Origin of the sequence: Bryobacter aggregatus MPL3, from assembly GCF_000702445.1 — a bacterium.
Lineage (GTDB): Bacteria > Acidobacteriota > Terriglobia > Bryobacterales > Bryobacteraceae > Bryobacter > Bryobacter aggregatus.
Map to the genome: position 1 here is coordinate 2019697 of NZ_JNIF01000003.1, position 25727 is coordinate 2045423.

24 protein-coding genes are annotated in these 25727 nt (G+C 58.9%); 11 read left to right on the plus strand and 13 right to left on the minus strand.

The window, feature by feature from the left end:
* Nucleotides 1–34 precede the first annotated feature (34 nt).
* Nucleotides 35–514: a glutathione peroxidase gene (locus M017_RS0109575; protein ID WP_202901634.1), complete on the plus strand. Its 480-nt coding sequence runs from the start codon at nucleotides 35–37 to the stop codon at nucleotides 512–514.
* A 1-nt stretch (nucleotide 515) separates the two neighbouring features.
* On the opposite strand, the gene M017_RS0109580 is transcribed toward M017_RS0109575, so the two are convergent.
* A complete protein-coding gene (locus M017_RS0109580) occupies nucleotides 516–2747 on the minus strand; it encodes a penicillin acylase family protein (RefSeq protein ID WP_031497640.1) in 2232 nt (743 codons plus the stop codon).
* Between the two features lie 14 nt (nucleotides 2748–2761).
* Here M017_RS0109580 and M017_RS0109585 point away from each other — a divergent pair, with 14 nt between their 5' ends.
* Nucleotides 2762–4111: a hemolysin family protein gene (locus tag M017_RS0109585; protein ID WP_031497641.1), complete on the plus strand. Its 1350-nt coding sequence runs from the start codon at nucleotides 2762–2764 to the stop codon at nucleotides 4109–4111.
* Here the strand turns inward: M017_RS0109585 and M017_RS0109590 are convergent.
* The gene (locus M017_RS0109590; protein WP_031497642.1) at nucleotides 4108–4812 is read right to left on the minus strand and encodes a 3-keto-disaccharide hydrolase; all 705 of its coding nucleotides are present in this window, start codon (nucleotides 4810–4812) and stop codon (nucleotides 4108–4110) included. The two genes, M017_RS0109585 and M017_RS0109590, sit on opposite strands and share 4 nt — an antisense overlap.
* 80 nt (nucleotides 4813–4892) lie before the next feature.
* Between M017_RS0109590 and M017_RS27560 the strand changes: the two genes are divergently transcribed.
* Nucleotides 4893–6089, plus strand: a complete 1197-nt coding sequence (locus tag M017_RS27560) for an alpha/beta fold hydrolase (RefSeq protein WP_080507609.1) — start codon at nucleotides 4893–4895, stop codon at nucleotides 6087–6089.
* A gap of 4 nt (nucleotides 6090–6093) precedes the next feature.
* Here M017_RS27560 and M017_RS0109600 read toward each other — a convergent pair whose 3' ends face one another.
* On the minus strand, nucleotides 6094–7308 hold the full coding sequence (locus M017_RS0109600; protein ID WP_051669759.1) for an anaerobic sulfatase maturase: 1215 nt from the start codon (nucleotides 7306–7308) through the stop codon (nucleotides 6094–6096).
* A gap of 95 nt (nucleotides 7309–7403) precedes the next feature.
* Here M017_RS0109600 and M017_RS0109610 point away from each other — a divergent pair, with 95 nt between their 5' ends.
* The gene (locus M017_RS0109610; RefSeq protein ID WP_031497645.1) at nucleotides 7404–7880 is read left to right on the plus strand and encodes a Dps family protein; all 477 of its coding nucleotides are present in this window, start codon (nucleotides 7404–7406) and stop codon (nucleotides 7878–7880) included.
* Here M017_RS0109610 and ruvB read toward each other — a convergent pair.
* Both ruvB and ruvA read right to left on the minus strand, forming a co-directional pair.
* Entirely contained in the window at nucleotides 7877–8908 is a 1032-nt protein-coding gene (gene ruvB / locus M017_RS0109615) for a Holliday junction branch migration DNA helicase RuvB (RefSeq protein WP_051669761.1), read from the minus strand. The genes M017_RS0109610 and ruvB overlap by 4 nt on opposite strands.
* 11 nt (nucleotides 8909–8919) lie before the next feature.
* Entirely contained in the window at nucleotides 8920–9522 is a 603-nt protein-coding gene (gene ruvA / locus M017_RS0109620) for a Holliday junction branch migration protein RuvA (RefSeq protein WP_031497647.1), read from the minus strand.
* A gap of 16 nt (nucleotides 9523–9538) precedes the next feature.
* On the opposite strand from ruvA, the gene M017_RS0109625 reads away from it, so the two are divergent.
* Nucleotides 9539–10237, plus strand: a complete 699-nt coding sequence (locus M017_RS0109625) for an RsmE family RNA methyltransferase (protein ID WP_031497648.1) — start codon at nucleotides 9539–9541, stop codon at nucleotides 10235–10237.
* Here M017_RS0109625 and M017_RS0109630 read toward each other — a convergent pair.
* Nucleotides 10234–11328, minus strand: a complete 1095-nt coding sequence (locus M017_RS0109630; protein ID WP_155121333.1) for a YncE family protein — start codon at nucleotides 11326–11328, stop codon at nucleotides 10234–10236. The genes M017_RS0109625 and M017_RS0109630 overlap by 4 nt on opposite strands.
* Nucleotides 11329–11372: 44 nt before the next feature.
* Here M017_RS0109630 and M017_RS0109635 point away from each other — a divergent pair, with 44 nt between their 5' ends.
* On the plus strand, nucleotides 11373–12164 hold the full coding sequence (locus tag M017_RS0109635) for a hypothetical protein (protein ID WP_031497650.1): 792 nt from the start codon (nucleotides 11373–11375) through the stop codon (nucleotides 12162–12164).
* A 41-nt stretch (nucleotides 12165–12205) separates the two neighbouring features.
* Complete coding sequence (locus tag M017_RS0109640; protein ID WP_051669763.1) at nucleotides 12206–12553, plus strand: STAS domain-containing protein; 348 nt, start codon at nucleotides 12206–12208, stop codon at nucleotides 12551–12553.
* Here M017_RS0109640 and M017_RS0109645 read toward each other — a convergent pair.
* Genes M017_RS0109645 through M017_RS0109660 form a run of 4 tightly spaced genes read right to left on the minus strand, consistent with a single transcriptional unit; the run spans nucleotide 12550 to nucleotide 17122 of the window.
* Nucleotides 12550–13308, minus strand: a complete 759-nt coding sequence (locus M017_RS0109645; RefSeq protein WP_051669765.1) for a lysophospholipid acyltransferase family protein — start codon at nucleotides 13306–13308, stop codon at nucleotides 12550–12552. The genes M017_RS0109640 and M017_RS0109645 overlap by 4 nt on opposite strands.
* Nucleotides 13309–13317: 9 nt before the next feature.
* Entirely contained in the window at nucleotides 13318–14568 is a 1251-nt protein-coding gene (locus M017_RS0109650) for a bifunctional folylpolyglutamate synthase/dihydrofolate synthase (protein ID WP_031497653.1), read from the minus strand.
* Nucleotides 14569–15078, minus strand: coding sequence for a gluconate 2-dehydrogenase subunit 3 family protein (locus M017_RS27565; RefSeq protein ID WP_155121334.1), 510 nt, complete (start codon nucleotides 15076–15078; stop codon nucleotides 14569–14571).
* A 10-nt stretch (nucleotides 15079–15088) separates the two neighbouring features.
* Complete coding sequence (locus M017_RS0109660; RefSeq protein WP_035957750.1) at nucleotides 15089–17122, minus strand: S9 family peptidase; 2034 nt, start codon at nucleotides 17120–17122, stop codon at nucleotides 15089–15091.
* A gap of 27 nt (nucleotides 17123–17149) precedes the next feature.
* Between M017_RS0109660 and M017_RS0109665 the strand changes: the two genes are divergently transcribed.
* Nucleotides 17150–18649: a M28 family peptidase gene (locus tag M017_RS0109665; protein WP_051669769.1), complete on the plus strand. Its 1500-nt coding sequence runs from the start codon at nucleotides 17150–17152 to the stop codon at nucleotides 18647–18649.
* Here the strand turns inward: M017_RS0109665 and M017_RS0109670 are convergent.
* The 3 genes from M017_RS0109670 to glyA form a co-directional block, all read right to left on the minus strand.
* A complete protein-coding gene (locus tag M017_RS0109670) occupies nucleotides 18646–19335 on the minus strand; it encodes a hypothetical protein (protein ID WP_031497657.1) in 690 nt (229 codons plus the stop codon). The two genes, M017_RS0109665 and M017_RS0109670, sit on opposite strands and share 4 nt — an antisense overlap.
* 204 nt (nucleotides 19336–19539) lie before the next feature.
* Nucleotides 19540–20727, minus strand: coding sequence for a glycosyltransferase family 4 protein (locus M017_RS0109675; protein ID WP_031497658.1), 1188 nt, complete (start codon nucleotides 20725–20727; stop codon nucleotides 19540–19542).
* A gap of 8 nt (nucleotides 20728–20735) precedes the next feature.
* Nucleotides 20736–22022, minus strand: a complete 1287-nt coding sequence (gene glyA / locus M017_RS0109680) for a serine hydroxymethyltransferase (protein WP_031497659.1) — start codon at nucleotides 22020–22022, stop codon at nucleotides 20736–20738.
* A 135-nt stretch (nucleotides 22023–22157) separates the two neighbouring features.
* Between glyA and M017_RS0109685 the strand changes: the two genes are divergently transcribed.
* From M017_RS0109685 to M017_RS0109695, 3 genes are all read left to right on the plus strand, one after another.
* Nucleotides 22158–23870 (plus strand): proline--tRNA ligase, encoded by a 1713-nt coding sequence (locus M017_RS0109685; RefSeq protein ID WP_031497660.1) that lies wholly within the window; start codon nucleotides 22158–22160, stop codon nucleotides 23868–23870.
* A complete protein-coding gene (locus tag M017_RS0109690; RefSeq protein WP_031497661.1) occupies nucleotides 23867–24964 on the plus strand; it encodes an aminotransferase class V-fold PLP-dependent enzyme in 1098 nt (365 codons plus the stop codon). Before M017_RS0109685 ends, M017_RS0109690 begins: the two co-directional genes overlap by 4 nt.
* A gap of 65 nt (nucleotides 24965–25029) precedes the next feature.
* The gene (locus M017_RS0109695) at nucleotides 25030–25698 is read left to right on the plus strand and encodes a hypothetical protein (protein WP_155121335.1); all 669 of its coding nucleotides are present in this window, start codon (nucleotides 25030–25032) and stop codon (nucleotides 25696–25698) included.
* Nucleotides 25699–25727 lie beyond the last annotated feature (29 nt).

Here is a 25727-nt window from a genome sequence, read left to right on the forward strand (position 1 = left end):
TCTAGTATCGCTTTTCTTAGGAGGGCTTCTCGCTATGTCCGCCGCCGATTCCGCCTATGACTTCACGATGAACTCGATCACGGGTCAGCCTGTAGCGCTGAAGCAGTTCGAGGGCAAGCCCGTTCTTTTTGTGAATGTGGCCAGCAAGTGTGGCTACACGCCCCAATATGAAGGGCTGGAAGCGCTCTATCGCAAATACAAGGCGAAGGGCTTCACAATTGTCGGGATTCCGGCCAATAACTTCGGCTCGCAGGAGCCCGGTACGAATGAGGAGATCGCCACCTTCTGCAAGCGTACCTACGATGTCACCTTCCCGATTCTGTCCAAGGTAGATGTCGTGGGGCCAAACATCACCCCGCTGTATCAGTACCTGACCCAGACTGGCGGCGACGTCAAGTGGAACTTCACGAAGTTTCTGGTGGGCAAGGACGGTAAAGTGATCGCTCGTTACGAATCGAAAGTCAAACCGGACGATGCGGCCTTGGTTGCGGCGATCGAAGCCGCGATCAAATAAGCTATCGCGGGCGGATGCGCAGAACCTCGTCCGCCCGCACTTCCTGATACGGAAGCAGCACCGGTTCACCGTTGTACCAGCTCTCCCAATAATCCTTACTATGCTTGGCGAAAACATGGCCGCTTTCGCCGAGTGTCAGCGTGAAATAGCTCTTCTCCCAATTCGAGGGATCGGCAATGAAACGGAACGCCGGACCCACTCGCGGGCTCACCTGCTTCACGGTGAGTGCGGAGCCGCTCAAGGCCGCCGGCCCTGCTTGCACGTAGCTATCGACAAGCGGTAGTTTGAGCGCACGAATCACGTCTGCCATCGGCATCCATGGCTTGCTGACAAATTTCCCCACCGTCACCGCCTCCGCCAACACCTGATTCGGAATGTAGATGCGATTGTAACGGCCATAATCCCAGAATTTCGGATTCTTCCCTTGTTGCTTCACCCCAATCTCGAGCGCGTCGAGCAATGCCTGGATGAGCAACTGGTCGTAGTCGGCGAACCAATCTTTGGGGCGGCTGCGCAGCAGATCTTCCACCACCGACGGCGCAAAATGAGACGGCGTGCCCGGCGCCCGCGGTGAGGCCCGGTGCAACACCGCGGTTTTGAGTTGCTCGTAGGCGAGAGTGGCCAGGAGCGGGGCGGCCATGCCAATTTCCATCTGCCCGTTCCAGGATTCCAACACCTCCAGCGCCGCGCTAAACTCCTCCCGGGACGACTTGCGCTTGCGGCCTGCTTTCACCAACTCCTGGGCCAGGTAATGATGGAAGGCGGAGTAGACGTCCTTTTGGATGCTGGCCATTTCGACAGGAAGCCATTGCGCTTTCTCACCGAGCCGGTTCACGATCTGGCGCTGCCGGTAAGGCGGCGTAAAGATGCCGGCCACCGGATACTTATAGTCCTTGGGAAAAGGGTTCTGATTGGAACTCACCAGATAGCCGCTCTTCGGATTGAAGGCTGTCGGCAGTTCCTCAAAGGGAATGAAGCCGAGCCATTCGTGGTCCGGGTTACGCGCATCGAGAGGCAACCCGCTCTCTGCCGTCTTTCGAATCGGAAATCGGCCTGCTGCCTGGTAGCCAATATTTCCGGCCTGATCGGCATAGAGGAAGTTATGATTCGGCCCCGGAAAGCGCGAGAGTGCCTTGCGGAATTGCGTCCAATCCTGCGCTCGATTGATATCTAGGAAGGCAAAAGAAAACTTGCCGTCAAAGGGCGTCCACTGCAGCGCATACTTGATTCCGTTGCGTTCGACGATCGGCCCATGCGGCGTGATCTGATTATTGAACTCGACGACGCCACCGCCCTTGATGCGGATGGTTTCCTTCTCGATGCCCACCAGCCGCGATTCATTGATGTACAGATCCTGGACATCGAACTGCAGCGTGGTCATCGACCAGGCGATCTTCTGGTTGTGGCCAATGATCACCCCGGGAGAGCCGGGGATGGAGCCGCCAATGACATCGAGATCGCCAGCCTTCAGATGGTTGATGTAGAAGGTGCTGGGCCAGCTCTGTTGCAAGTGCGGGTCGCCGGCAAGGATCGGCTTACCGGTGCTGCTGCGCGTGCCACTGATGGCCCAGGCATTGGAGCCCATCATGATTTCCGCCCCGTTGCGGGTGGGGAAGAGCATCTTCACCTTGGCTGGGTCGCCTCCTTGCGCGAGCATCAGGAACTGGTCGGCTTCGGTGGTCCAACTCGTGGAGAGCTGGCGGTGCATGTGAAGGCCAAGCAGCAGCGAATCGTTGATGCTCCATTGGCGGGGAGTATAGTTCAGCGCGCGGATCTCCAGAGGCAGCGTATCGAGGTGCGTGTTTAACCAATCGTTGACGCCGCGGGCATAGGCGGCCAGCCACTTGCGATCCTCCGGCTCCATCTGGGCCTGCATGGATTCGGCAAGCCGGCGCAGACGCATGCGGCGCGAATCGATATCGCTTTCGAGCGCAGCTTGCCCCACGATTTCTGCCATCTCTCCAGCGGCAATTCGCCGGGTGGCATCCATCTGCCAGAAACGATCCTGGGCATGTACATATCCCTGCAAATACAGCGCATCTTCGATGCTGGCCGCCTGGATGTGAGGGATGCCCCGATCGTCACGAGTCACCGTGGCCGGCTTGCTCAGGTCGAGGGCCAACTCGCCCGCGGTTTGTGGCATGCTGAGCCAGATGTACTTGTAGAACAAGCCCAACGCAGCAATCAAAGCGATTGCAGCAATAGCGTTGGTATATTTGAAAACGCGTCGCACCTAATCGAATTCTAATGGAAGCCAACAGTAATATCGGGTTGCGGCTCTTGCTGCTTGCCGCCCTCACCGCGATTAACGGCTTCTTTGCCGCCTCTGAAATCGCACTTCTGAGCGCGCGCCGGCCCCGCCTGAAGCAACTGGCAGCTGACGGAAACCTGGGCGCTATCGCTGCCTTAAAGCTGCTGGCGAACATGGAACGCCTGCTCAGCGTTGTCCAGGTTGGGATCGGAATCACAAGCCTGGCCATGGGTGTGGCTGGCGAAGAGGCCATCAACCACTGGCTCAAGTTGCAACTGGTCCCGCTGGCGCCTGCCGGTTACGCCAAGGTGGTTGAGATCTTCTGCCTGATGGTTAGTTTTGTTTGTCTGACGCTGCTGCTGGTGGTGGTGGGCGAAGTGGTGCCGAAGAATCTGGGCATCATTGCCTCGGAACGTGTGAGCCTGTTGGGCGCGCCGGTGCTGCTCTTGGTGAACCGGGCTCTGTCGCCACTGGTCTTCCTGGTTGAGAGTCTGGCCAATTTCTTTTCGCGCATTCTGGGCTTGCCTCGTGGCACGGCGCATGGAGTCCATTCGCCGGAAGAGATCCGGCACATTGTCGAATCGAGCAAGGAGCACTCGACGGTGACACCGTTTGAGGCGCACGCAATCGACCGCCTGCTGGAACTGCGCGAACTGGTGGCTCGCGAAGTGATGACGCCGCGCAACAGCCTGATCTGTCTGCCGATCAACGCCTCGCTCGACAATCTGTTGAAGGTGATGAGCGATCACCACTTCTCGCGCGTTCCCGTGTACAAGGACAATCCGGACAACATCATGGGGATCGTGCATTTTCGAGACCTGCTGGTGGTTTGGCAGGAGCGCAGGCTCTCGACGGAGCGGCGGCGGCCTGTCCGTCCTTTTCGGCTCGAAAACTATATCCGCAAGCTTCCGGTGATTCCGGAAACAAAATCACTCAGCGATCTGATCGATGAGTTCCGGCAGAATCGCGCGCATATGTCGCTTGTGGTCAATGAGTTCGGCGCCGTCAGCGGCGTACTGACGCTTGAAGACGTCTTCGAGCAGGTCTTTGGCGAAATCAATGACGAGCATGATCTGGTGGTGGCCGAAGTGGAAACCGAAGCCGATGACCTCGAACTCGATGGCTCAACGACCGCTCGCGATCTCGAGCTGAAATTCGGAATCGAATTGCCAAACGACGCTGGTTTTGAGACGCTGGCCGGATTCATCCTCTTCCGGCTCGGTTTTATTCCGAAGTCCGGCGAAGTGGTGGAAGAGGGCGACCGCCGCTATACGGTCGTCGAGATGGAACGCAATCGGATTGGCCGCGTGCGCGTCGAGCGCATCCGCCATACCGATCCGGTTTAGGGCCGGATCGGCCGGATCTTGATGTCGCGGAACGCGACCACCCCATCGTGAATCTGCAGCGCCAGCGGCGAACTCCGTTGGGCCTGCTGGCGGAGCAGGAGCTTGCTGGCGCGCTGGCTTTGGGCAAAAGCCGCCTCGGCGGCGGGTGTATCGAGATCGATATTGACTACTTTTTCTCCGTCGAGCCAGTGTTCGATATGCAGACCGGACGCGATGATCCTCGAGTGGTGCCAACGATCTGGCGCTGCTGGTTTCGACCTCTGGGGCGCCACGTAATCGTAGAGAGCCCCTGTCGAATGCCGGAGATTCGAGAGTGAATCGGGGTTCGCCAGATCGTCGGTGATCTGATACTCGAGTCCCGTCGGTTCGATGCGAGTCTTCTCGGTCATGCTCTGGATGCGGTATTTGATGCCGGAGTTTGCCTTTGCCTCGGCGCGCCAGGAGAAGGCCAACTCAAAATCGGTAAAAGAGCTTTCTGTGAGCAAGTAGACTTCGGCGCCATGGCCCGGAGTGGTCACCAGTGCCTGGTCAGCAACCGCCCAGGAGGGTGTCGGGGCAGGCGTCTTTCCAGACCAGCGCCAGCCGGCGAGGGAATGGCCATCAAAGAGCAATTGCCAGCCTGCTTTGCGTTCCGCTGGAGAGAGCGTATTGGGTTGGGCAAAGGCCACGGAGCAGGCGAGCAGAAAAAGCACGGGACGCATGGAGGTAGGGTATCAAGGGCCCTCGCCGCGATGACGCAATTGCTGTAATCTTTTGTGCTGCCGTCCGTATCTCGATTGCTATGCAATGCCTGATGCCTGTGGCGATCGCCCTCTCTCTGACCCTTCTGCGCCTGGACGCTCAAACGCCGGCCGCTGTCACCAAAATGGTTGCCGTGGACGGGCACCGGCTCAAGGTTCGGATCGCTGGCGCTGCGCAGGGCTTCCTGCCCACGGTCGTCTTTGAAAGTGGAATCGGCACGCCTCTTGAACGATGGGGCGCCATTCAAGCGGAGATTGCAAAGCAAACCGCAACCTTCTCCTATGACCGGGCGGGGATTGGCGGATCTGAGCCAGGCACCGAGGCGCCTACTTTCCCGCATATCGTCAGTGAGTTGCATTCGCTTTTGCAGGCAAGCGGCATGAAACCGCCTTACTTGCTGGTGGGACATTCGCTCGGTGGGCCGATCAGCCGCTTGTTCGTCGCCACTTATCCCAATGAGGTTGCGGGGCTGGTGTATGTCGATCCGGGCGACTTCTCCGGCGCTGCGGAAAAGCCCGGGCAGGAGGGGAGCGACATGGTGAACCGCCTGCGAGACCAATCCTATGCCAACCGGAGCGCGAGCGAACAGGCCGAGTATCGTGAGGCGCGAAAGGCGGAGCGCAGCGGCTTCGCTTTGTTCCGGCAGCTCCCGCCGATGCCTGATCTTCCGCTTGTGGTGCTCTTGGGGGCCATCGCTCTGCCTGGACCATCCGGAATGGACTGGAAGTCCTTCGCCGCAGAACGCCTGCGCCAGGCCGTCGAGCACGCGCACCAGTGGACGAGCGAAGTCTCAGAAGGCTGGCTGGTGGTGACGCCCAACAGTAGTCACTACATCCAGGACACGGAACCGGAGCTTGTGGTGTGGGGGATTCGGAAGGCTCTCTTCCCGGAGATTGGGCGGCGTCTGGCTCGCATCCCGCACGATCAAGGCGCCAAAGGAATCCTGGCTCTGTATCGCCAGCTCCGTGCCAGCTATCCCGCCGCAGCCTTTAAGCCGAACCAGCTCAATAGCATTGCCTATCGCTTCCTGCGTGCCGGAAAGGTCGAGGCTGCGATCCAGCTCTTTCAGCGCAACGTGTCAGAGTTCCCCAGCGATTGGAATGTCTACGACAGTCTTGGGGAGGCATATCTGGCTGCCGGCCAGCGAAAGCTGGCAATCGAGAATTATGAGAAGTCCGTGCAACTGAATCCCGGCAATGGGAATGGAAAGAAGATGCTCGAAGAGCTGCAGAAGTAGGTGCTTACTTGCGTCCCGGCATGACAATCTTCTGGCCAAGCAGTTTGCTCAAGTCCGCCTCAAGCGGCGCGACGGCCCGGTTGAAGATCATCTTGTAGGACTCGCAGAAGTAGTCGAGATCGGAGAAATTCCCATTGGGCCCGTGGCGGAACTTCGGACATCCGCCGTGGCAGATCTCCTTGTAGTCGCAAACCTGGCATTCCGGGTGCTGGATCGACTTCTTCTCCGCAAAGCTCTGACGGCGATTGCGGCGGGCAATCTTTGCCCAGGAATCCTCGTGGATGTTGCCCAGCTTCCAGCCGCCTTCGACAAAGAAGTCGCAGGGGAAAACATCGCCGTTGTATTCGACAACGCAATAGCTGTCGCAACTGTCGTGCATGGTGCAGTTGCCTGGCTTCTGTCCGGCAATTGCTTCGGCAATATTGTCGAAGAAGCGAATCCGCATCTTGCGCCGGTCGGGCCACCACATCTCGAAGGTCTCCACCAGGAACTGGCCGTACTCCCGCGCGCTCACCGTATAGGGCAGGCCCTTGCCGCCACCGGCAAACTCGGCGAGCGGAATGTACTGCACATTATCGACGCCCAGGCTCTTGTAGTATTTGTACAGCTCGCGGGCGCGCCCGACATTCGCCTGGCTGACGACGCAGAGGATGTTGAAGTCCACGCCTTCGCGCTGCAGAGCCTCCAGGCCCCGTAGAACCCAGCTATGGGTGCCATGGCCCTCTTTGTTGTAGCGGTACTTGTCGTTGACCCCTTCCGGTCCATCGAGCGAGAGCCCGATCAACCAGTTGTACTGCTTGAAAAACTGCGCCCAGTTCTTGTCGAGCAACACGCCGTTGGTTTGCAGCGCATTCGATACGTTTTGTCCGTTGCGGCCCGAGCGTTGCTGGAATTCGACAAGCTTTTCGAAGAAGGGAAGCCCGGCCAGGGTCGGCTCCCCACCCTGGAAGGCAAAGGTTGAGTTCGGGTAGGAATAGAAGAGAAAACTATCAACCAGCCGCTGGAGCGTATCCTCCGACATCCGCCGCTTGGGAAGCTCGGCGTAGGGGTCGAGATCGCGATCGAGATAGAAGCAATAGCTGCAATCGAGATTGCAAAGGGCCGAGGCCGGCTTGATCAGAATCGAGGAGATGCGTGGCGCCGGACCCTGCCGCTCCGCATGGAGGGGAATGTCAGGCCCGGAGGCCTGGCCGAGGATATGAAACTGCTCACCGTCCATCTGATACGAGTCTATCAATCGGCATTCCGGCAATCGCCAATTCCAGCAGCCAATGCACTTCTGTTAGCATCCAAAAGAAGGTGAGGAGAACTGCCATGGGCGCCATTCAAATTGGATTGACTGACGATCAGCGAGCGGGCTCAGCGGGATTGCTGAAAGCCGCGCTGGCCGACGTGTATGTGTTGTACACCAAGACTCGCAAGTACCACTGGAATGTAGAGGGTACGGACTTTCATGACCTTCATAAATTCTTCGAGTCGCAGTATGAAGAATTGGATACTGCCATTGACGAGATTGCCGAACGCATCCGTGCTCTCGGTGTCTACAGTACCGGAAGCTTCAAGGAATTTCTCGAAGATGCCCGGATCAAGGAAGATTCCAATGGGCAGATCAGCGCCATGCAGATGATCGAGAATCTGTTGAACGATCAGGAAGCCATCATTCGCGATCTTCGCATTGACATCAAGCGCGCATCGTCGGAATTCGATGACGATGGGAACGCCGATTTTCTGACCGGCTTGTTGAAGAGCCACGAGAAGATGGCCTGGATGCTGCGCTCGATGTTGCGCTAGGGAAGTACGTTTGGTGGGCCGCTGGCAGAACGCCGGCGGCTCAAACCAAAGTATTCATAGGCACGGTCGGTTGCAATCCGGCCACGAGGGGTGCGGTCGACAAAACCCTGCTGGATGAGATAGGGCTCATAGACGTCCTCAATGGTTCCTGCCTCTTCGTCAATTGCGCTCGATAGCGTGCTGAGGCCCACCGGACCGCCATCGAACTTCACGAGAATCGCATCCATGATGCGGCGATCCACTTCGTCCAGCCCGAGCGGATCCACTTCGAGCAGTTCCAGCGCATCGATAGCAATCTGCTTCGACATCTCGCCCGAGGCCTTCACCTGTGCATAGTCCCGGACGCGGCGCAGCAGCCGGTTGGCGATGCGGGGCGTGCCCCGGCTCCGGCGAGCAATCTCGGTCGAGGCGAGTTCGTCCATTTTCAAATCGAGAATTTTTGCCGAGCGGCGTACAATGCCTGCCAGCTCATCTGGTTGGTAGACATCCAGCCGTAGCATGAGCCCAAAACGTCCGCGCAGCGGGGCGCTGATGTTGCCCAGGCGCGTGGTGGCTCCCACTGCAGTGAACTTCGGCACTGGAAGAGAGTGCGTACGCGCTCCGGGGCCGGTGCCGACGAGAATATCGACCCGGAAGTCTTCGAGCGCCGAATAAAGCATTTCTTCCACATCGGGCGCCAGCCGGTGAATTTCATCGATGAAAAAGACCTGCTTGGCGCGGATGTTGCTCAGCAGGCCGGTGAGGTCGAGTTTCTTCTGCAGTACTGGTGCAGAGGTTTGCTCAAAAGAAGAACCCAGCTCATTGGCGATCAGGGTTGCGATGGTGGTTTTGCCCAGGCCCGGAGGGCCGTAGAGCAGCACATGGTCCATCGCCTCGCCGCGCATTTTGGCCGCTTCGATGGCGATCTTCAGATTCTCTTTCAGCTTTGGCTGGCCCGTGAAATCAGCAAGACTGCGCGGACGCAAAGAGGCCTCAAAGAGACGCTCCTCGTCATTGGCCTGGGCGTCCGCTATGCCGCGTTCGATCATTCCACCTCAGCTTAACGTACGAGCTCTAAACTCTTGCGGAAGAGCGCCTCAAAGTCTCCGCTATTCACCATTCCCTTCGCTTTGGCGACGGCCTGTTCGGCGGCTGCGGCGGGCGAGCCGAGATTGATCAGCGCCGACAGGACATCGGCTTCGAGTGCCGAGAAGTGTTCTGCCGTCGTCCCGGGTAGCCGGGTGGGGGCGCCGAGCGGCAGGTCATCCAGCTTATCTTTCAGCTCGAGGATGATGCGTTCTGCGGTCTTTTTGCCGATCCCCGGAACCCGCGTTAGCCCCACAATGTCCCCGCCACGGATGCAGGACACCAGATTTTCGACGGCAATCCCGCTTAGTACCTTCACGCCCAGCGCCGGCCCGATGCCGCTCACCGAGATCAGCCGTTCGAAGGCACGCTTCTCAATGGCGGTGAGAAAGCCAAATAACGCAATGGAATCTTCGCTCACTTTCGTGTAGATGCGGAGATTCACTTCCTGGCCGGCTGCTGGCAAGCCCGCATAGCTGCTAATCGGGACCTCCACCTTGTAGCCGACCCCGCCCGCCATCACGATGACCGTGCCGCCTGCTTTTTCCAGCACCGTTCCCCTGAGATACGCAATCATAAAGACACCATAGCGTATGGCACGGCGACTCTTTTTTGTTCCTCAGGTGCACAGTGGCCAGGCAGAACTTCGTGGCGACGAGGCAAAACACCTTTCGCGAGTTCTTCGCGTGGAAGTTGGGCAAGTTTTCGAGATTTCCGACAACCAGCAGAAGTATCTGGCCAAGGTTGCCGATGCGCACAAAGAACTGGTTCGTTTTGAGATTTTAGAAAAACTTTCGGCACACCGGGAGCTTCCGGTCATTCATCTTTACGCCGCGATTATCAAGTTCGAACACTTTGAATGGGGCATCGAGAAGGCAACAGAACTCGGTGTCGATCGCATCATTCCAGTGCAGACGGCGCGGTCGGAACCTGGCCTCGAACGCGCGGTGACCAAGCGCCTGGAGCGTTGGCGGCGCATTGCGCTGGAGAGCAGCCAGCAATGCCGGCGCGCATTTATTCCAGAACTCAGCGAAGTGATGCGTTTTCGGGATGTAGCCGCAAAAGCGGAGGGGCAGCGGATCTTTCTCGACGAGAATCGCGCCGGACTCACCATTGGCAAGCTCGCCAAGGCGGAGGATGCCATTAGCGTTCTGATTGGTCCGGAAGGCGGCTGGACAGAAGACGAACGGAGCCTGGCCGCGACGCAAAACTGGGTTTCTGCGAGTCTGGGACCCCGTGTCCTGCGCGCGGAGACGGCCTGGCTGGCCACTCTTGCAATTTTGCGTGCTTAGGCGCTGCGCACCACGGCGGCAACGGGAGCCGCGCCCACGGGGATCATCGTAAACAGCGGTGCGGTCTTGTGGCGCTTGGAGACGATATTGGCCAATCGGATGATTGCCAAATCGCCCGATCGCTCATTCAACACCAGCGCCATCTGGCTGTCGGGCGTGAGTACAACGCAGCGCGGATCGTTGCCGACTGCCACCACCGCCGCTAGCTTTTGCGAGCGGATGTCCAGGACAGAAACCGTGTCGGTGGAAGGACTCGTCACAAACAGGAAGGCCGGAGAAATGGAGACGGCCATGGGCCCCGGCGCCTTGCCACTCAACAAAGTCGCTGCCACTTGCGACAAATAGGGATACACCACCACTACGCCATCGAGCCCTTCGCCGGTGATGAACAACTGTCCGCCGTCTTCGCTGAAACAAAGGTTCTCTGGCCGGATGGGCAACGGCAGATGAACCACCACCTTGCCGGTCTTTGTGTCCACCAGTGTGAGTTCCCGATCCTCTTTTTGCGCCACCAGCAAGATGCTTCCGTTCTTCAAGTAGCGGATGATTCCGGGCACTTTCCCTACTGAAGAGTAGTTCAACCCCTTTTCTTCGTCTGGGGAGAGGATCCCGACACGGAGCGAGCCGGGGAGCGAGACGGCGACATGAGCTGTTTCCGGGGATACCGCGAGGCCGGAGGCGGGTTCGGGCAGGCTCCATTCGCGGCGTACCTGCAGCCCTGCAAGGTCGATTGCCAGAAGCTTATGCCCGTCCGGTGTCAGCGCCCAAATCGTTTTGCGGTCGAAACTGAGCCAAACCTGATTGGGCAGCACATGCGTCTTCAGCTTGCGCGAAATGGCTGCCTCACTGACCTTGATCTCTTCCAGAATGCCGTTTTCGGCGATGCTCAGCATCGTATCGGAACCCGGAACATCTAGGAGCTGTACCGGCCTGCCGCTGGGCTTGATGCGGCTTTTCTCCAAGGCGAATGCGGCCAGATTCACTACGGCGATATCGCCAGAATCGCGAGTTGCCACAAAGACCGAACCGACAAAGGTATTCTTGGTCCTCCCCCCACAACCCACCAAAGCACCCGTCAGACTTCCAGACAATAACGTTCTTCGCGACAGCACAATCGTATTATGAACCTTGTAGGATGTTTTCCGCGTTTTTGCTCGCGATCCAGCTCTCGGTAGGGCTTCCTGGTGTCCTCGAAGAGTGGAAATCAGAAATCGAGGCTCGCAACAACAGCCGGGTCGCGATCGTTCGGCTTCCGGGCGATCCCGTGCCCATGGAGGACCGTGCCGTGCTCGGTTCTTACTTCCGGCGGCCAGAGTTTGTCGAATCCTTCTCTCGCTCCCAGGCGCTCACCTTCCGTTACGAGATCGAAGGGCGCTCGCGGAGTCTGATTCTGCTGAACCAGCAGCGGATTGCGCAAACCAGCAACACGCCTGCCGCGCTGATCTCTCATGAACTCGGCCATATCTGGCTTGCATCGCTCGGCCTGATCCCACCGGAGTTTGTAGCTGGCCCGCAAGCGTGTCTTGCTGTACATTTCGGTGACATCGTGCAGCATATGCTGATCCGTGAGGAGAGCGACCGTCGCGGCGTGGAATGGCGCGGCCCCTATGCCCGCGACTACGAAGCTGCCTATGAATCGCTGCGCCGTGACCAGTCCCCGAATCAGTTGGGGGATGCCTGCTACCGGGCACAACGTCTGAGCCTGATTGTCGATGTCCGCTCGGGATTTGCGCCGCATGAGTTTCCAGGGCGGGAGGACTATCTCAATCTGCTGGCGGGGCAGGATCCCGAAGCAGAAGCGATTGCGATTGAACTGCTGGAGCGGCTGGACGGGCGTCTGAGTCTCGACAAGAGCGACTATGAAGCGGCCTTGCAGCTTTCCAAAGAGGCTGTTTACCGGCTGGTGCAGCTTCCAGTGCCTAATTAATTTGAGGCGGCCGGTCCCGGTCCGCTATCCTGAGGCTTGGCATGTTGGACATTCTTACCGAAGACCCCCGGCCCGGCGTCGTCCTGATTCATCTGGCGGGAAAGCTGGTGATGGGTCCGGAAGCTGCATCGCTTGAAGCGATTGTGAATGGCAGGCTCGATTCCGGAGCTCGTCATCTGGTTTTTAACCTGGCGGGGGTCAAGCAAATTGACTCGACCGGCATTGGCCGCTTCATTTCCAGCTACAACCGTTTGATGCAGGTGGAGGGGACACTCGGCATGGCTGCCGCCCCGACCGTTGTGCGGCAGAGCTTCCGTGTCACCAGGCTCGACACTGTTTTCAAGTTTTACGATACGGTGGTCGAAGCGATGGACGCGATTCCAGCCTAAACTCCGGCTGCGACCGCTTCCTTTGCGTCCACCAGATCGGTGTCTTTCAGCAATTCGTAAACAGCTTCGTGCATTTGGAGGGCGAGCGCACCACGATCCTTGGTGGTCATTCCTTCCGTCGGAATCGGATCGCCAATGCGCATGACCACGCGTCCCGGACTCACTGTACCAGAGCCAAACGGAAGCACTTTCTCTGTACCCGCCAACGCGACAGGGACCACCGGAACTCCGGAATTGATTGCGATGTAGAAGGCGCCCTCCCGGAAGGCTTGCAGCTTCGCATCTGGCGCCCGGCCGCCCTCCGGGAAGATCAGAACGCTGATGCCCCGCTCACGGATCATTTTGCCGGCCTCCACCATCGCCTTGATTGCTTCCCGTGGGTTGTCGCGTGGCACGGCAATATGGCCGGCCCGGCTCAAGTGGTAGCCGAGGAAAGGAATGCTAAAAAGTCCTTTTTTCGCCATAAAGCGGAACTGTACCGGAATCGCGGCCAGGATGCAGGGCGTATCCATATAGCTCAAGTGGTTGGCGACAAAGACGTAGCTACCGTTGGGATCGATTTTCTCGAGCCCCTCCACCTTCATTCCCACAAAGCTGACCCGCAACAACATCCGGGCCCAGGCACGAGCGATGGCGACCTGCAATCTTCCTGTCGTTTCAAACAGCGAGACCACGAGATTCACCGATCCGTAGGCGATGGTGCAAATGATGATGAGGGGGTCGATGATAAACAGCGCCCGCAATTTAGCCAACATATCCAACCTCTATTGTAGAAGCGGACGGGCTTCTCCCACTACGAACAGCGAGCCGGTGATGAAAACAATTGTGTCGCTAGGTGCATTTTCAATGGCTTGGACGGCGGAAGCGACGCTGGGGCAAATGGTGGTGTCGGGGTGTGGCGCAAGATCGCGGATGGTTTCCGGTTCGAGCGAGCGCTGCTGGTCGGCCCGGGTGAGAAAAACCTTGTGCGCGAGCGGGAAGAGTTCGTTGGTGATTTCGGACAATACTTTGTCGCGCATGACGCCAAACACCAGCCAGATCTCCCGGCCCAGAAAATGCCGTTCGATGAACTCGCGGAGGCGCCGCGCGGCAGCCGGATTGTGCGCCCCGTCGAGGTAAATCATTGGGTTACGGCGGATCAGTTCGAGCCGCCCCGGCCAGAAAGCTTTCGCGATTCCGGCATGGATGCGCTCGGGCGCGATGCCGAGTTTGGTGAGTGCGACGGCCGCAATGAGGCTGTTGCCCACTTGATGGCCCCCGGCCAGCGGACAGTCCACCTGGAGCGAGACGCTGCCTTTTGATGCCACATAGCTACAACCGTCGACCCGCAGCTCGAGATTCGAGATCTGCCAGGTGGTGACATCCTCAAGATCGTCGGCGACGAACAAATCGCGAACTTCCTCGTGCTGCTGGCCTAAGACGACAGGCCTGCCGGGCTTGATGATGCCGGCTTTTTCGGGTGCAATCTCGCGCAGCGTCTCGCCCAGGAACTGCTGGTGGTCGACATCAACCGGTGTGATGACGCTGAGCGCGGGCATGACGACATTGGTGGCGTCGAGCCGGCCGCCCAGCCCCACTTCAATCACCATGCGGTCGACACGGGCCTCTCGGAACAGCCAGAAGGCCATGGCGGTGACGGTCTCAAAATAAGTGGGGTGGCAATCAATCTCGCCTTGCTCAACCAGTTGATTGGAGATGGCATGCACGGCGTCGAAGGCGCGGGTGAAGTCTGCCTCGCTGACGGGGACGCCGTCAATGCGCACCCGTTCGGTGGGACTGACCAGATGAGGGCTTGTATAGAAGCCAGTCTTGTAGCCTGCCTCGCGCAGACCCGCTTCAATCATCGAGCAAACGCTGCCTTTGCCATTGGTTCCGGCAACGTGGATGACGGGGCAGGCGAATTGCGGATCGCCCATTGCCAGCAGCAGGCGGCGAATGCGCTCCAGGCCGAGCTTGATCGTCTTGACTTCGTTGCCGAGCGAGTAAAGGTACCGGACCGAGGATGAGAAGTCCATCTACGGCTTGCAGCCGTAACTCGCCGGCACCCGTCCTCCCTTGTTCAGCTCTTTGTAGCCGATCTCGGTGTTGTAGTAGATGCGCGAGACCATGCTCTTCACCATCCGGAAGAAGCGATGGCCTTCAGCCACACCGGCTTCGTTGTCGCTATCGAGCAGTTGGAGGACTTTGATCTGGTCGTCCGCGCCAAGATTGAGGAAGGTCTTTTTGTACTTGTTGTTCGTGTAGCCGTCCAGCCAGCCGAGTCCGTCGAGAAAGCGGGCCCGCTCGCCGTCCGGGCCGTCGGCGAGAAAGAGATCGACATAGCGATGGACGCCAGCAGCTTTGGCGCCCGGAGTGTCGGTGGCGGGAATGATCAATTCGCCCAACGCTTCCACGGTCCGAAGCTGATGATCGTCGAGAGTCTGTGCTTTCCAGGGTTCCGCAGCGGGCAGCCCTACGGCTGCTACGGAAACCAGTCCTGCGCTTGCCTTCAGGGCCTCGCGGCGGGGGAGAACGAAATCGCTCATAAATTCCACTCTATATCAGCCGCCAGGTTTTCAATAGCCAGGCAAACTCAAAGGCGACTTCGCGAATGCGATCGTAGCGGCCGGAGGCTCCAAAATGCCCGGCGCCCATATTGATCTTGAGCAGAATTTCGCTTTGGGCGAGATTATTTTCACGCAGCCGTGCCACCCATTTGGAGGGCTCCCAATAGGAGACCCGCGGGTCATTCAGGCCCGCAGTCACCAGCATCGGCGGATACTCGGCCTGGCGCACATTCTCATAAGGAGAATAGGAACGGATGTACTCGAAGGCTTCGGGGTCGGCCGGATTGCCCCACTCTTCGTATTCGCCAACCGTGAGCGGCAAGGTGGCATCGAGCATGGTGTGGACGACGTCGACAAAGGGGACATGGGCGAGCACGCCGCCAAAGAGCTCGGGCCGCATGGTGACTGCCGCGCCCACCAGCAAGCCTCCGGCGCTGCCGCCTTCAATGATGAGCTTGGAGCGTTCGGTCCAGCCTTCGGCGATGAGGGTCTCGGCGCAGGCAACGAAGTCGAGGAAGCTATTGCGTTTGTTCTGCATGCGTCCGGCGTCGTGCCAGGGCTGGCCCATTTCCGCGCCACCGCGCACTTGGGCAATCGCATAAACGACGCCCCGGTCCACCAAGCTGAGGCGGGAGCCGCTAAAGCCCGCGTCACTATTGGAGCCATAGGCGCCATAGCCGTAGAGCAAGGTGGGATGTGGGAGGTCGCGGTTGAGGCCTTTCCGGTAGAACAGGACGATGGGCACCGCGGTCTTGTCGTGACTGAGCGCGACCATGCGCTCGACGCAATAGAGTGAGGCGTCAAAGCCACCTGGCACCTCGAGCTGCTTCTTCAGTTCGGCGATGCCGGTTTCGAGGTTGTAATCGAAGACACTGGGCGGTGTGACCGGCGATTGGTACTGGTAGCGCAACGAATTGGCTTCGTATTCTGCATTTCCGCTCAGGCCCACGGCATAGGCGGCTTCAGGAAATTCGATGCTTTTCCAAGTGCTTTCGCCGTTCCGCTGGAAGCGGAAGCGCCGGAGCCCGCCACTCCGCTCAGTCACCACCAGGTAGTTTGCAAACGCCGTTGCATTTTCCAGATAGACGTCCTGCCGGTGCGGCAGCACTTCTTCCCAGGCGCTCTCCTGCCATTGGTTGACCGGAGTGCGCAGCAAGCGGAAGTTGCGGCCTTGATCGTTGATCCGGATATAGAAGTAGTCGCCCTGATGGGTCAGGCTGTATTCGATGTCCTGTTGCCGGGGCCGGAAGAGGCGAAACTCGCCGTCCTCCGAAAGCCAGATTTCTGTCGTTGTCGAGGAGGCAACTTCCAGAATGAAGAAGCGCTTGCTGCGCGTTTTGAAAAGCTCGACGCGGAAGCGTTCGTCGCTTTCCTCAAAGACGAGCGTGTCTTCGCTGGCCGCCTTGCCTAGGAGATGGTGGAAGATGCGGTAAGGACGCCGGGCTTCATCGAGCACGCTGTAGTAGAAGCTTTGGTTGTCTGCCGCCCAGGCCAGCGAGTCATAGGTGCGCTCAATGCGGTCGCTTTGCAACTCCCCAGTGGCGAGATCCTTGACGGAGATCGTATAGTCTTCGTCGCCTTCGATGTCGGTGGAATAGGCGAGCAGACGATGGTCCGGGCTCGGCTCGATCACCCCGAGACGAAAGTAGTCGTGGCCTTCAGCCAGCGTATTGGAATCGAGATAGATCGCTTCCGCGGCGTCCGGCTCATCGGCTTTGCGGCAATAAAGCGGATACTGGCGGCCTTTCTCTGTACGGGTGTAGTAAAGATAGGGGCCCTCTTTGATCGGCACGGTGAGGTCCGTTTCCTGGATGCGCCCGAGGATCTCTTCATAGAGGGTGGATCGCAAGCTTTCTGTCGATTGCATCGCCCGGCGGGTGAACTCGTTCTCCGCCTCCAGATGAGCCAACAATTCTGGATTTGCCTTCTCGCGAAGCCACGCATACTCGTCCGTCCAACTCAAACCATGGAGCTCGTGCGCGGTAGAACCCTTGCGCGCACGCGGCGCCTCAAAACTTTGCATCCCCTCAAGCCTAGCTAAACTCTGTTTATGATTCGAGCCTGCTGTGTGCTTTTCGCGACACTTGCTGCCTGGGGACAGCCGATTCCGGTGGAGAGTAACCGGTTACGCGCCCATATCCGCTTCCTTGCCAGCGACTTGCTCGAAGGCCGGAGCGTCGGTGTGCGAGGCGGACAACTGGCGACCCAATACATTGCCTCCGCCTTGGAAGCGGCAGGCGCCAAGCCCGCTGGCGACCACCAGAGCTTCTTTCAGAATGTGCCGCTCACCGGGATTCTGGTGGATTCCGGCGCCAAGCTCCGTGTGGGAACCAAGCAGATCCACTGGCGCACTCACTTTGTGGGAACGACGCAAACCCAGGAGGCGCATCTTGATTTCAATGCTCCTTTGGTCTTTGTGGGCCATGGGATCCATGCCCCGGAGTTCCAGTGGAATGACTACGAGGGTGTTGATGTGAAGGGCAAGATCGTCGTGCTGTTTACTGGCGAGCCGCCCAGCAACGATCCCGCCTTCTTTGGCGGCAAGGCGCTCACATATTACGGCCGCTGGACCTACAAGTTTGAGGAGGCCGCGCGGCAAGGTGCGGCAGGCGCGATCATCATCCACACGCCCGAGACGGCGAGCTATGCCTGGAGCGTGGTTGAGAATTCCTGGGGCCGTGAAGACATCCAGCTCCGGCGTGAGGCCGGGCAACCCGCACTCCGGCTCGCTGCCTGGATGCAGGCAGGAGCCGCACAGGAGTTGGGTTTCGATGTTCCTGCTCTGTTGGCGCGGGCCGACACCAAGGGCTTCCGGGCGGAGCCGTTCGGGCAGACGATGGCAGTATCGTTGCGCGCGACGATCCGGCAGATCGAGTCGCAGAATGTGGTGGCCCGGGTGGAGGGTTCCGATCCGGATGTGGCGGCGGAGACGATTCTCTACTCCTCCCATTGGGACCATCTGGGGGAAGCGGCAGCGGGCGCCGACCGCATCTTCAACGGAGCGGTGGACAATGCCACTGGCTGTGCGGCGCTGATCGAGATTGCCCGCTCCTGGGCGTCGCTCAGCCCGCGTCCGCGACGCAGTGCGTTGTTTGTCTTTGTGACGGCGGAGGAGAGCGGACTGCGCGGGTCAGAATACTATGTCCGGCATCCGCTGGTGCCGCTGTCTGCCACTCGTTTGAACATCAACATCGACGCCATCGTTCCTGGTGGAAAACCGGAAGGGCTGATGGTGCATGGTAAGGGCACTCCCCAGTTGTGGAGTCTGGTGGAAGGGGCTTCCAAGCGCTATGGAGTGCCGCTGCGGGAAGACCCCCGGCCGGAGAGCGGCAGCGAGTTCCGCAGCGATCACTTCAGTTTCGTCCGCGCCGGAGTGGCCGCGTATTCACTCGTACCGGTGGGAGTGCCGGGCGCATTTTCAATGAACTATGGCGCCAAACACTACCACCAGCCCTCGGACGAATACTCACCCGATTGGGACATGACGTCGAATCAGATTCTCGCGAATCTGGCCTTGCTGCTGGGGGTGAATGCAGCTTCGTTGCCTTAGGCGGCGTCTTCTTCCTGGCTCAGCTGCTGGCGAATGGGGAAGTGCCGTGAAACCGTATTGCTCCGGCGGGGAAGCTCAATCAGTTTTGTGGTGGGGGCATGGTCTTCCTCCAGTTCGAGCTCCTCTTCTTCCTCCTCCTCCGTTCCTTCCGAGAGTGGCTCAAGGGTGCACAACTGTGAGGCGTGGACGCGGCGGATGTTCATGCCGCCAAAGTACTGATCGAGAGGGAACAGGGCATAGGGCTCCAGTTCGCGGAAGACTCGTCCTAACTGCTCTTGCAACTTATAGACGAGATGGAAGAAAGTACCGCGATCGAGATTCAGCTTGGTTGTGCAGAGTTTCCAGTCGGCTCCCAGCAGGAAATGGTAGCGGAAGAGCTGATACTCCTCCTGGTCGAGTGCACGCTTGCAGGTGAGCTCGAAATCCGCGATGAACTCTTCGTTGCGCCGCCCAAAGAGCCGATTGCCGCTCGGGCCATCGGTGCGCTCGATTGTTGCGGCGCTGGTTCTCCCGGCTTTCTCCAGGCAATGCCGGTAACGGGCATAACACGAACGAAAGATCGCCCGAAATACGCAGCCGCATGGCTTATCCAGTCCTCGAATTCGAGTCTTTCGGAGTCCTAAGCCTCGGCAGAATACGCACGATGCACTGGCTAAACCGATTGTTTCACTACGTGTCCATTCCATGGGATTCAGTCCTTAATTCTGAGAGTACGAAGCGGCAGGTGCCTCTTCTCTAAGCGGTGTATGACTATAATTATCCCATTTACGTGATAATTCAATGGTAATTTTCCTTAAAACTCCTTGATTTATCTAGAGGTCCTTGCATCTGATTGATGTAAAACGATTTGCTAGTTATTTGATATTTTTATTCGACTTATTTTATGGATTTTAGGATTTACGTTGCTGCCTGAGCTTATCCTGTGCGGCGTCCCGGTAGACTTCGAGCACGCTGTGGGCGGTCTGTTCCCAATGGAAGCTGCGCGACTGGATGTGGCCTCTGGCGATCAACTCCGTGCGCAGCTTCTCGTCGAGTAGGACGTCGCGGATGCCGCGGGCGATGTCGAAGACATTCTCCGGGTTCACCAGAACGGCTGCGTCGCCCACCACTTCGGGCAGAGAACTGGTGCCCGAGCAGACCACGGGTGTTCCGGAGGCCATCGCCTCCAGGGGCGGCATGCCGAAGCCCTCATAGAGGGAAGGGAAAACAAAGACTCGCGCGGCGGAATAAAAGATGCGCAGAGTATCAAACGGAACGAAGCCAAAAAAGCGCACATAGGGCTCCATGCGCGTTTGAATCACCATGCGCCGCACTTGCGGGTGCTTCCACATCTCGTCGCCGATGATAATCAGGCGAAGGTCCTTGTAGAGGGGGTGGCCTTCAAGTTCGTTGCGCAGGACGGCAAAGGCCTCCACCAGCCGCGGGACATTCTTCTGGGGGCGCACGTTGCCAGCGTAGAGAAGGAAGGGGTAAGAGATCTGATAACGCTCGAGCGTCTTTTTGCGCTCCACTTCAAAGGCGGGACTGCCTGAGGTGGCCAGATGGGCGTGTTCGAGGAAATTGGGGTCTGGCGCCGAGTAGATCTGGCGAATGCGGCCTTGGGGCACCCGCAGGAGATCTTCGACGTCGCGCTGCGTCGATTTTGATACGGCAATGATGCGATTGGCGCGCAGCAGGCTGCGCCGGAAGCGAAAGAGCCGGTACTGATGCCGCATCGAGTTGCCGTCCTGCTGTTGCTGCTCTGGAAAGAGCAGGCTGCTCATGTCGTGGATCGTGACGATATAAGGCTTTGGCATGAAGAGCGGAGCCGCATTCAGCGGGACGTGGCAGAGATCGGGCTCCAGCCGCCGGAGAAAGAGCGGAAAGCTGATCTGGTTGAGAAAGCCTGCGTCCGATCTTGGGAAAACTGCCCTTTTGAAATTGCAGGGCAGTTCGCCAAATTCCCGCAAGTCCTCTTTGCGCCCGGCGAGAATATATCGATTTTCCTCGTCGATGCGTGAGAGGGCGTGCACCATGTTGCGAATGTACGTGCCGATGCCGAAATCTCTGGCATGACGGACGTCAATCGCGATGCGCATCGGCGCGCCTAGACGGCGGTGGGGGTGGTGGCTTGTCTCCATGCGTATAGCGGAAATCCTTCCGTCAACGCATGCACTTTTTTACGAACTTCGGCGCTGCGCTCTTCGCTCGCAGGCTCGGCGAGCACCTCGGCAATCAATGCCGCAACTTGTTCGAATTCCGCGTTTCCAAAGCCACGGGTGGTTAAGGCCGCAGTGCCGAGACGAATGCCGCTGGGGTTCAGCGGCGGGTTCGTATCAAAGGGGATCGCGTTCTTGTTGACCGTGATGTGCGCGCGGTCGAGTGCTGCTTCGGCTTCCTTGCCCTTCAAGCCTTTGGAGAATACATCCATCAGGACAAGGTGAGAGTCTGTGCCACCGGAAATGATACGGTAGCCGTGCTTGGCCAATGCGCTGGCCAGCACCTTGGCATTGCTCAGGATGTTCTGCACGTAGACAGCGAAATCGGGCTGCATCGCTTCCAGGAAGCAGACGGCCTTGGCCGCAACAACGTGCATGAGCGGGCCGCCCTGGGTACCCGGGAAGACAGTACGGTCAATATCCTTGGCAAAGCGCTCTTCCGCGAGGATCAGGCCGCTGCGGGGCCCGCGCAGGGTCTTGTGCGTGGTGGAGGTGACGATGTGGGCGTGTTCGCAGGGGTTCGGGTAGCCGCCGCCGGCGACGAGACCGGAGTAATGCGCCATGTCGACGAGGAAGATGGCACCGACTGAATCGGCAATCTCACGCATCCGCTTGAAATCGATGATGCGGGGGTAGGCGCTGGCGCCGCCAATCAGCATCTTCGGCTTGTGCTCATCGGCCAGACGGGCAAGCTCATCGTAATCGATCAACTCGGTGTCCTGGCGCACGCCGTAGGGGACGATCTTGTAGGTTTTGCCGGAGAAATTCAGGTGGTGGCCGTGGGTGAGATGGCCGCCATGGGACAGATTCATGCCGAGAATCGTGTCGCCCGGATTGATGACCGCCGCATACGCGGCCTGGTTCGCCTGGGAGCCGGAGTGCGGCTGCACGTTTGCGTACTGGGCGCCGAAGAGCTTTTTGGCGCGCTCGCGGGCCAGATTTTCAACCACGTCCGAGTGTTCGCAACCACCGTAATAGCGGCGGCCGGGATAGCCTTCGGCGTATTTGTTGGTGAAGATGCTGCCGGTGGCTTCGAGAATCGCCTCAGAGGTGAAGTTCTCGCTCGCGATCAGTTCGAGGAAGTCCTGCTGGCGTTCGGTTTCGTGGCGCAGTGCTTCTGCTACCTCGGGATCCACCTGCTGAAGGCTCCGCTCCATACGTACTGCGTCATTCATGATTTTGAACTCACCTTTCTAGGCAATGTGGGCCCGGCTTTTCCGCAAAGCTGCTCTCCACTCTGGAAGGGGCAAAGAACCCACAGTTTAGCATGCTAGACTCGTAAACTTACCCCTTCCAGAAGCGAGTTCCCCATGTATTGGAGTCATCTTTTCATCCCCACCTTGCGGGAGGTCCCTGCCGACGCAGAGGTTGCCAGCCACCGCCTTCTTCTCCGTGCTGGTTATATCCGGCCGCTTGGCGCGGGCATCTACAACTACCTTTTCCTCGCCCAGCGCAGCATCGCGAAGATTATGCGCATCATCCGCGAGGAGATGGAAGCGATCGGCGCGCAGGAGTTTCATCTGGCTGCGCTGAACCCTGCTGAAGTGTGGCAGGAGAGCGGCCGTTGGACCGGGATGGGACAGAACATGTTCCGTCTGAAGGATCGCTTCAATCGCGACCTTTGCCTCGGCATGACGCACGAAGAAGTCATGACCTCCATCGCGCGCGGCGAACTGCGCAGCTATAAGCAACTGCCGCAGATCTGGTACCAGATCCAGACGAAGTTCCGCGACGAGCCGCGTCCGAAGAGTGGCCTGCTACGTGTGCGCCAGTTCTTCATGAAGGACAGCTACTCCTTTGATATCGACGCCGCAGGCCTCGATCTGAGCTACGAGAAGCATCGCCAGGCCTATTGCCGGATCTTTGAGCGTTGCGGCATCGAGTTTCTGGTGGTGGATGCCGATTCGGGTGCGATGGGTGGTTCGGCGAGCCAGGAGTTCATGGTCGCAACCGATGCGGGCGAAGACTATGTCGTGCGCTGCAGGCAGACCGGCTATGCGGCGAATCTCGAGAAGGCCGTGTCGCGTCCCGCGCCGCTGGCTGCTCCCGATGACACAAGCGACGTGGCCCCGACTGAGATCCACACGCCGGGCTTTAAGACGATCGATGAAGTGAGCGCCTTTCTGCAGTTGCCTGCCACCTCGCTGATCAAGAGCGTGGTGGTGATTGCCGATTTCGGCAAGCAGCAGAAGCCGGTGCTGGCGTTGTTGCGCGGCGACCACCAGATGAGCGAGACAAAGTTTGTCGCGGCGGTGGGTTGCAAGGAATACCGTGCGGCGACGCCGGACGAGATTCGTGGGCTGTTTGGCGCCGATCCTGGGTCGCTTGGTCCGGTGAATGCGCCGAAGCTGCCGATCTATGCGGACTCCTCGCTCGAAGGCCGCCAGAACATGGTGGTGGGCGCCAACAAGGACGACTATCATCTGTCAAACGTGACGCCGGGCCGCGACTTCACCGCGAAGTTTGTGGACCTGCGCCAGGTGGCCGCCGGCGACACGGAAGTGGAGACCGGAGCGCCGCTCGAGATCGTCAAGACGATGGAGATCGGACACATCTTCAAGCTCGGCTACAAGTACTCGGACGCCATGGGGCTGACGGTGCTGAACTCCGAGGGCAAAGAAGTGAAGGTCATCATGGGTTCCTATGGCATTGGCGTCGAGCGTGTGCTCTGCGGCGCCGTAGAACTCTATAACGATGAGAACGGCATCTCGATGCCTGCCGCCATTGCTCCGTTTGAAGTCGTCGTGACGCCGGTCAACGTCAGCGACGAAGCGCAGAAGCAGGCCGCTGTCGACATCTACAACCAGTTGAAGGCGCTGGGCGTCGACGTGTTGCTTGATGACCGCGACGAGCGTCCGGGCGTGAAGTTCAAGGACGCCGAACTGATCGGTATTCCTTGGCGCGTGACCGTGGGCAAGAAGCTGTCGCAGGGCATTCTCGAAGTGGTGGAACGCCGCACGAGAACGACAAGCGAAGTGGCACTTACCGAAGTGCCGGCCTGGATCCAAGCGAAGTTGGTGTGATCGACTGGGCTGCAGTCCGGGCGCGCTTTCCTCTGACGGAGGGGCAAACGTATTTGAATACGGCGACCTTCGGATTGCAGTCCTCTGCTTCGATGGATGCGGTGCTGCGGCATCTGCAGCGGATCGGGCCGTTGCTCGAATCGTTTGCCGATTTGGACCGGGTGCGTGGCAAGATTGCCGCGTTGCTGGGTGCCTCGGCTGATGACATTGCGTTTTGTCCCAGTACGGCACATGGCTTGTCGCTGCTGCTGAGGGGCATCGACTGGAAGCCCGGCGATCGCGTGATCAGCTTCGACAATGAGTTCCCAGACCTGCTATATGGTGCAAGCTGGCTGGCAGCTCAGGGTGTCGAGTTTGTCAAAATTCCTATCGGTGATTTGGATGCGCATCTGGATGCGCGTGTGCGATTGGTGATGATCAGCGCGCTGAACTATACGAGTGGTCTGCGTGCGCCGCTGGTAGCGTTGCGCGTCAAGCTGGATGCCGTAGGTGCGCTGCTCTATGTTGATGGCACGCAAGGCTGCGGCGCCCTTTCGCTCGATGTTCGGGAGTTTCAGCCCGATTTGCTGGCGGTGCACGGCTACAAGTGGATGCTGTCGCCTACCGGAGCCGGCTTTGTCTATGTGCGCCCGAGTACGCGGGAGTGGCTGCCGCCGAATATCATCGGGTGGCGCTCGCATGTGGGCTGGCGCGATTTTGCGAAGCTGCATGAGGGCGTACCGCAGTTGTCTGCTGCCGCTGAACGCTATGAGGGGGGCATGCCTGCCTTGCCGTTGTATTACGCCATGGAGCAGAGCCTTAACCTGATGCTGGAACTGGGACCTGGGGCGATCGAGCAGCGAGTGCTGGCATTGTCGGAGAGGTTGCGGGCTGGGGTGATCGCGCTCGGTGGGAGCGTCGCCCATGAGAACACGCCATTGCTGGCTTGCCGCTTTCCGGGGCGCGATGCCAGCGATCTGGTGCAGGCTCTTGCGGCGCAGAAGATTGTGGTGGCGGCGCGCCAGGGGATGTTGCGGGTGAGCATTCATCTCTATAACAACGAAGACGACATCGAGCACTTTCTGCGCGTCATGCGCGAGTTGTTGCCGGCCTGATCGTCTGTTTTGAACGCGCCTTTGTCACGAATTGGTTTGCTTCTGCTACTTTGATTGCAGAAATGATGAGAAATCCGCTTTTGCTGGCTGGTGGCATGGGCTTCCGGTTCTTGTTGTTCTTGCTGCCTCTTATGCTTTGTGCGCAGAACCCTCCCTGTCAGATCGGCATGGTGGTGCGCGCCGGGGCGCTCAACTACGATGCGAAGATTCTGGAGTTTGATGCGGCCAAGGGTCTTTACAAAGTGCAGTATGTCACCGGTTACAAGGGCGAAATCGAGTGGCTCGCCCCCAAATCTCTCAAAACTTGTCATGCTCCCGCGATTGCGCCGGTGGCACGGGGCTGGTTTGTCGGCGTCTGGCAGCTCTTCAGCGGTGGCGGTGGCGCTTATGCGAAGAATGCGATTACCGGGAGTTGGAAAGTGATCGGATTGGATGTGGCTGGGGCTCCACCCATTGCGATCCAAGCCGACGGCACTTACGAGTGGATCATCGATAGCAAAAAGACGATCCATGGGCGCTGGCGCGACGCCATGAGCGCCGACCTGAAGTATGGTTACGACAAACTCGGAACTACGATCCTCCTTGAGGCCGGAGCGGATGGTAAGAATTGGCTGGTGACGCGCGAACTCACCGGCACCGCGGATGGCCGGGACCGGATTCTCATCGAAGGTACCGATCTCGGCATCACCTATGGAGGAAGCCGGGTCGCAACCACGAAGGCGATGAAGCGGTAGCCTGGCATTCGCAGGCTTTGAGTCCTCGC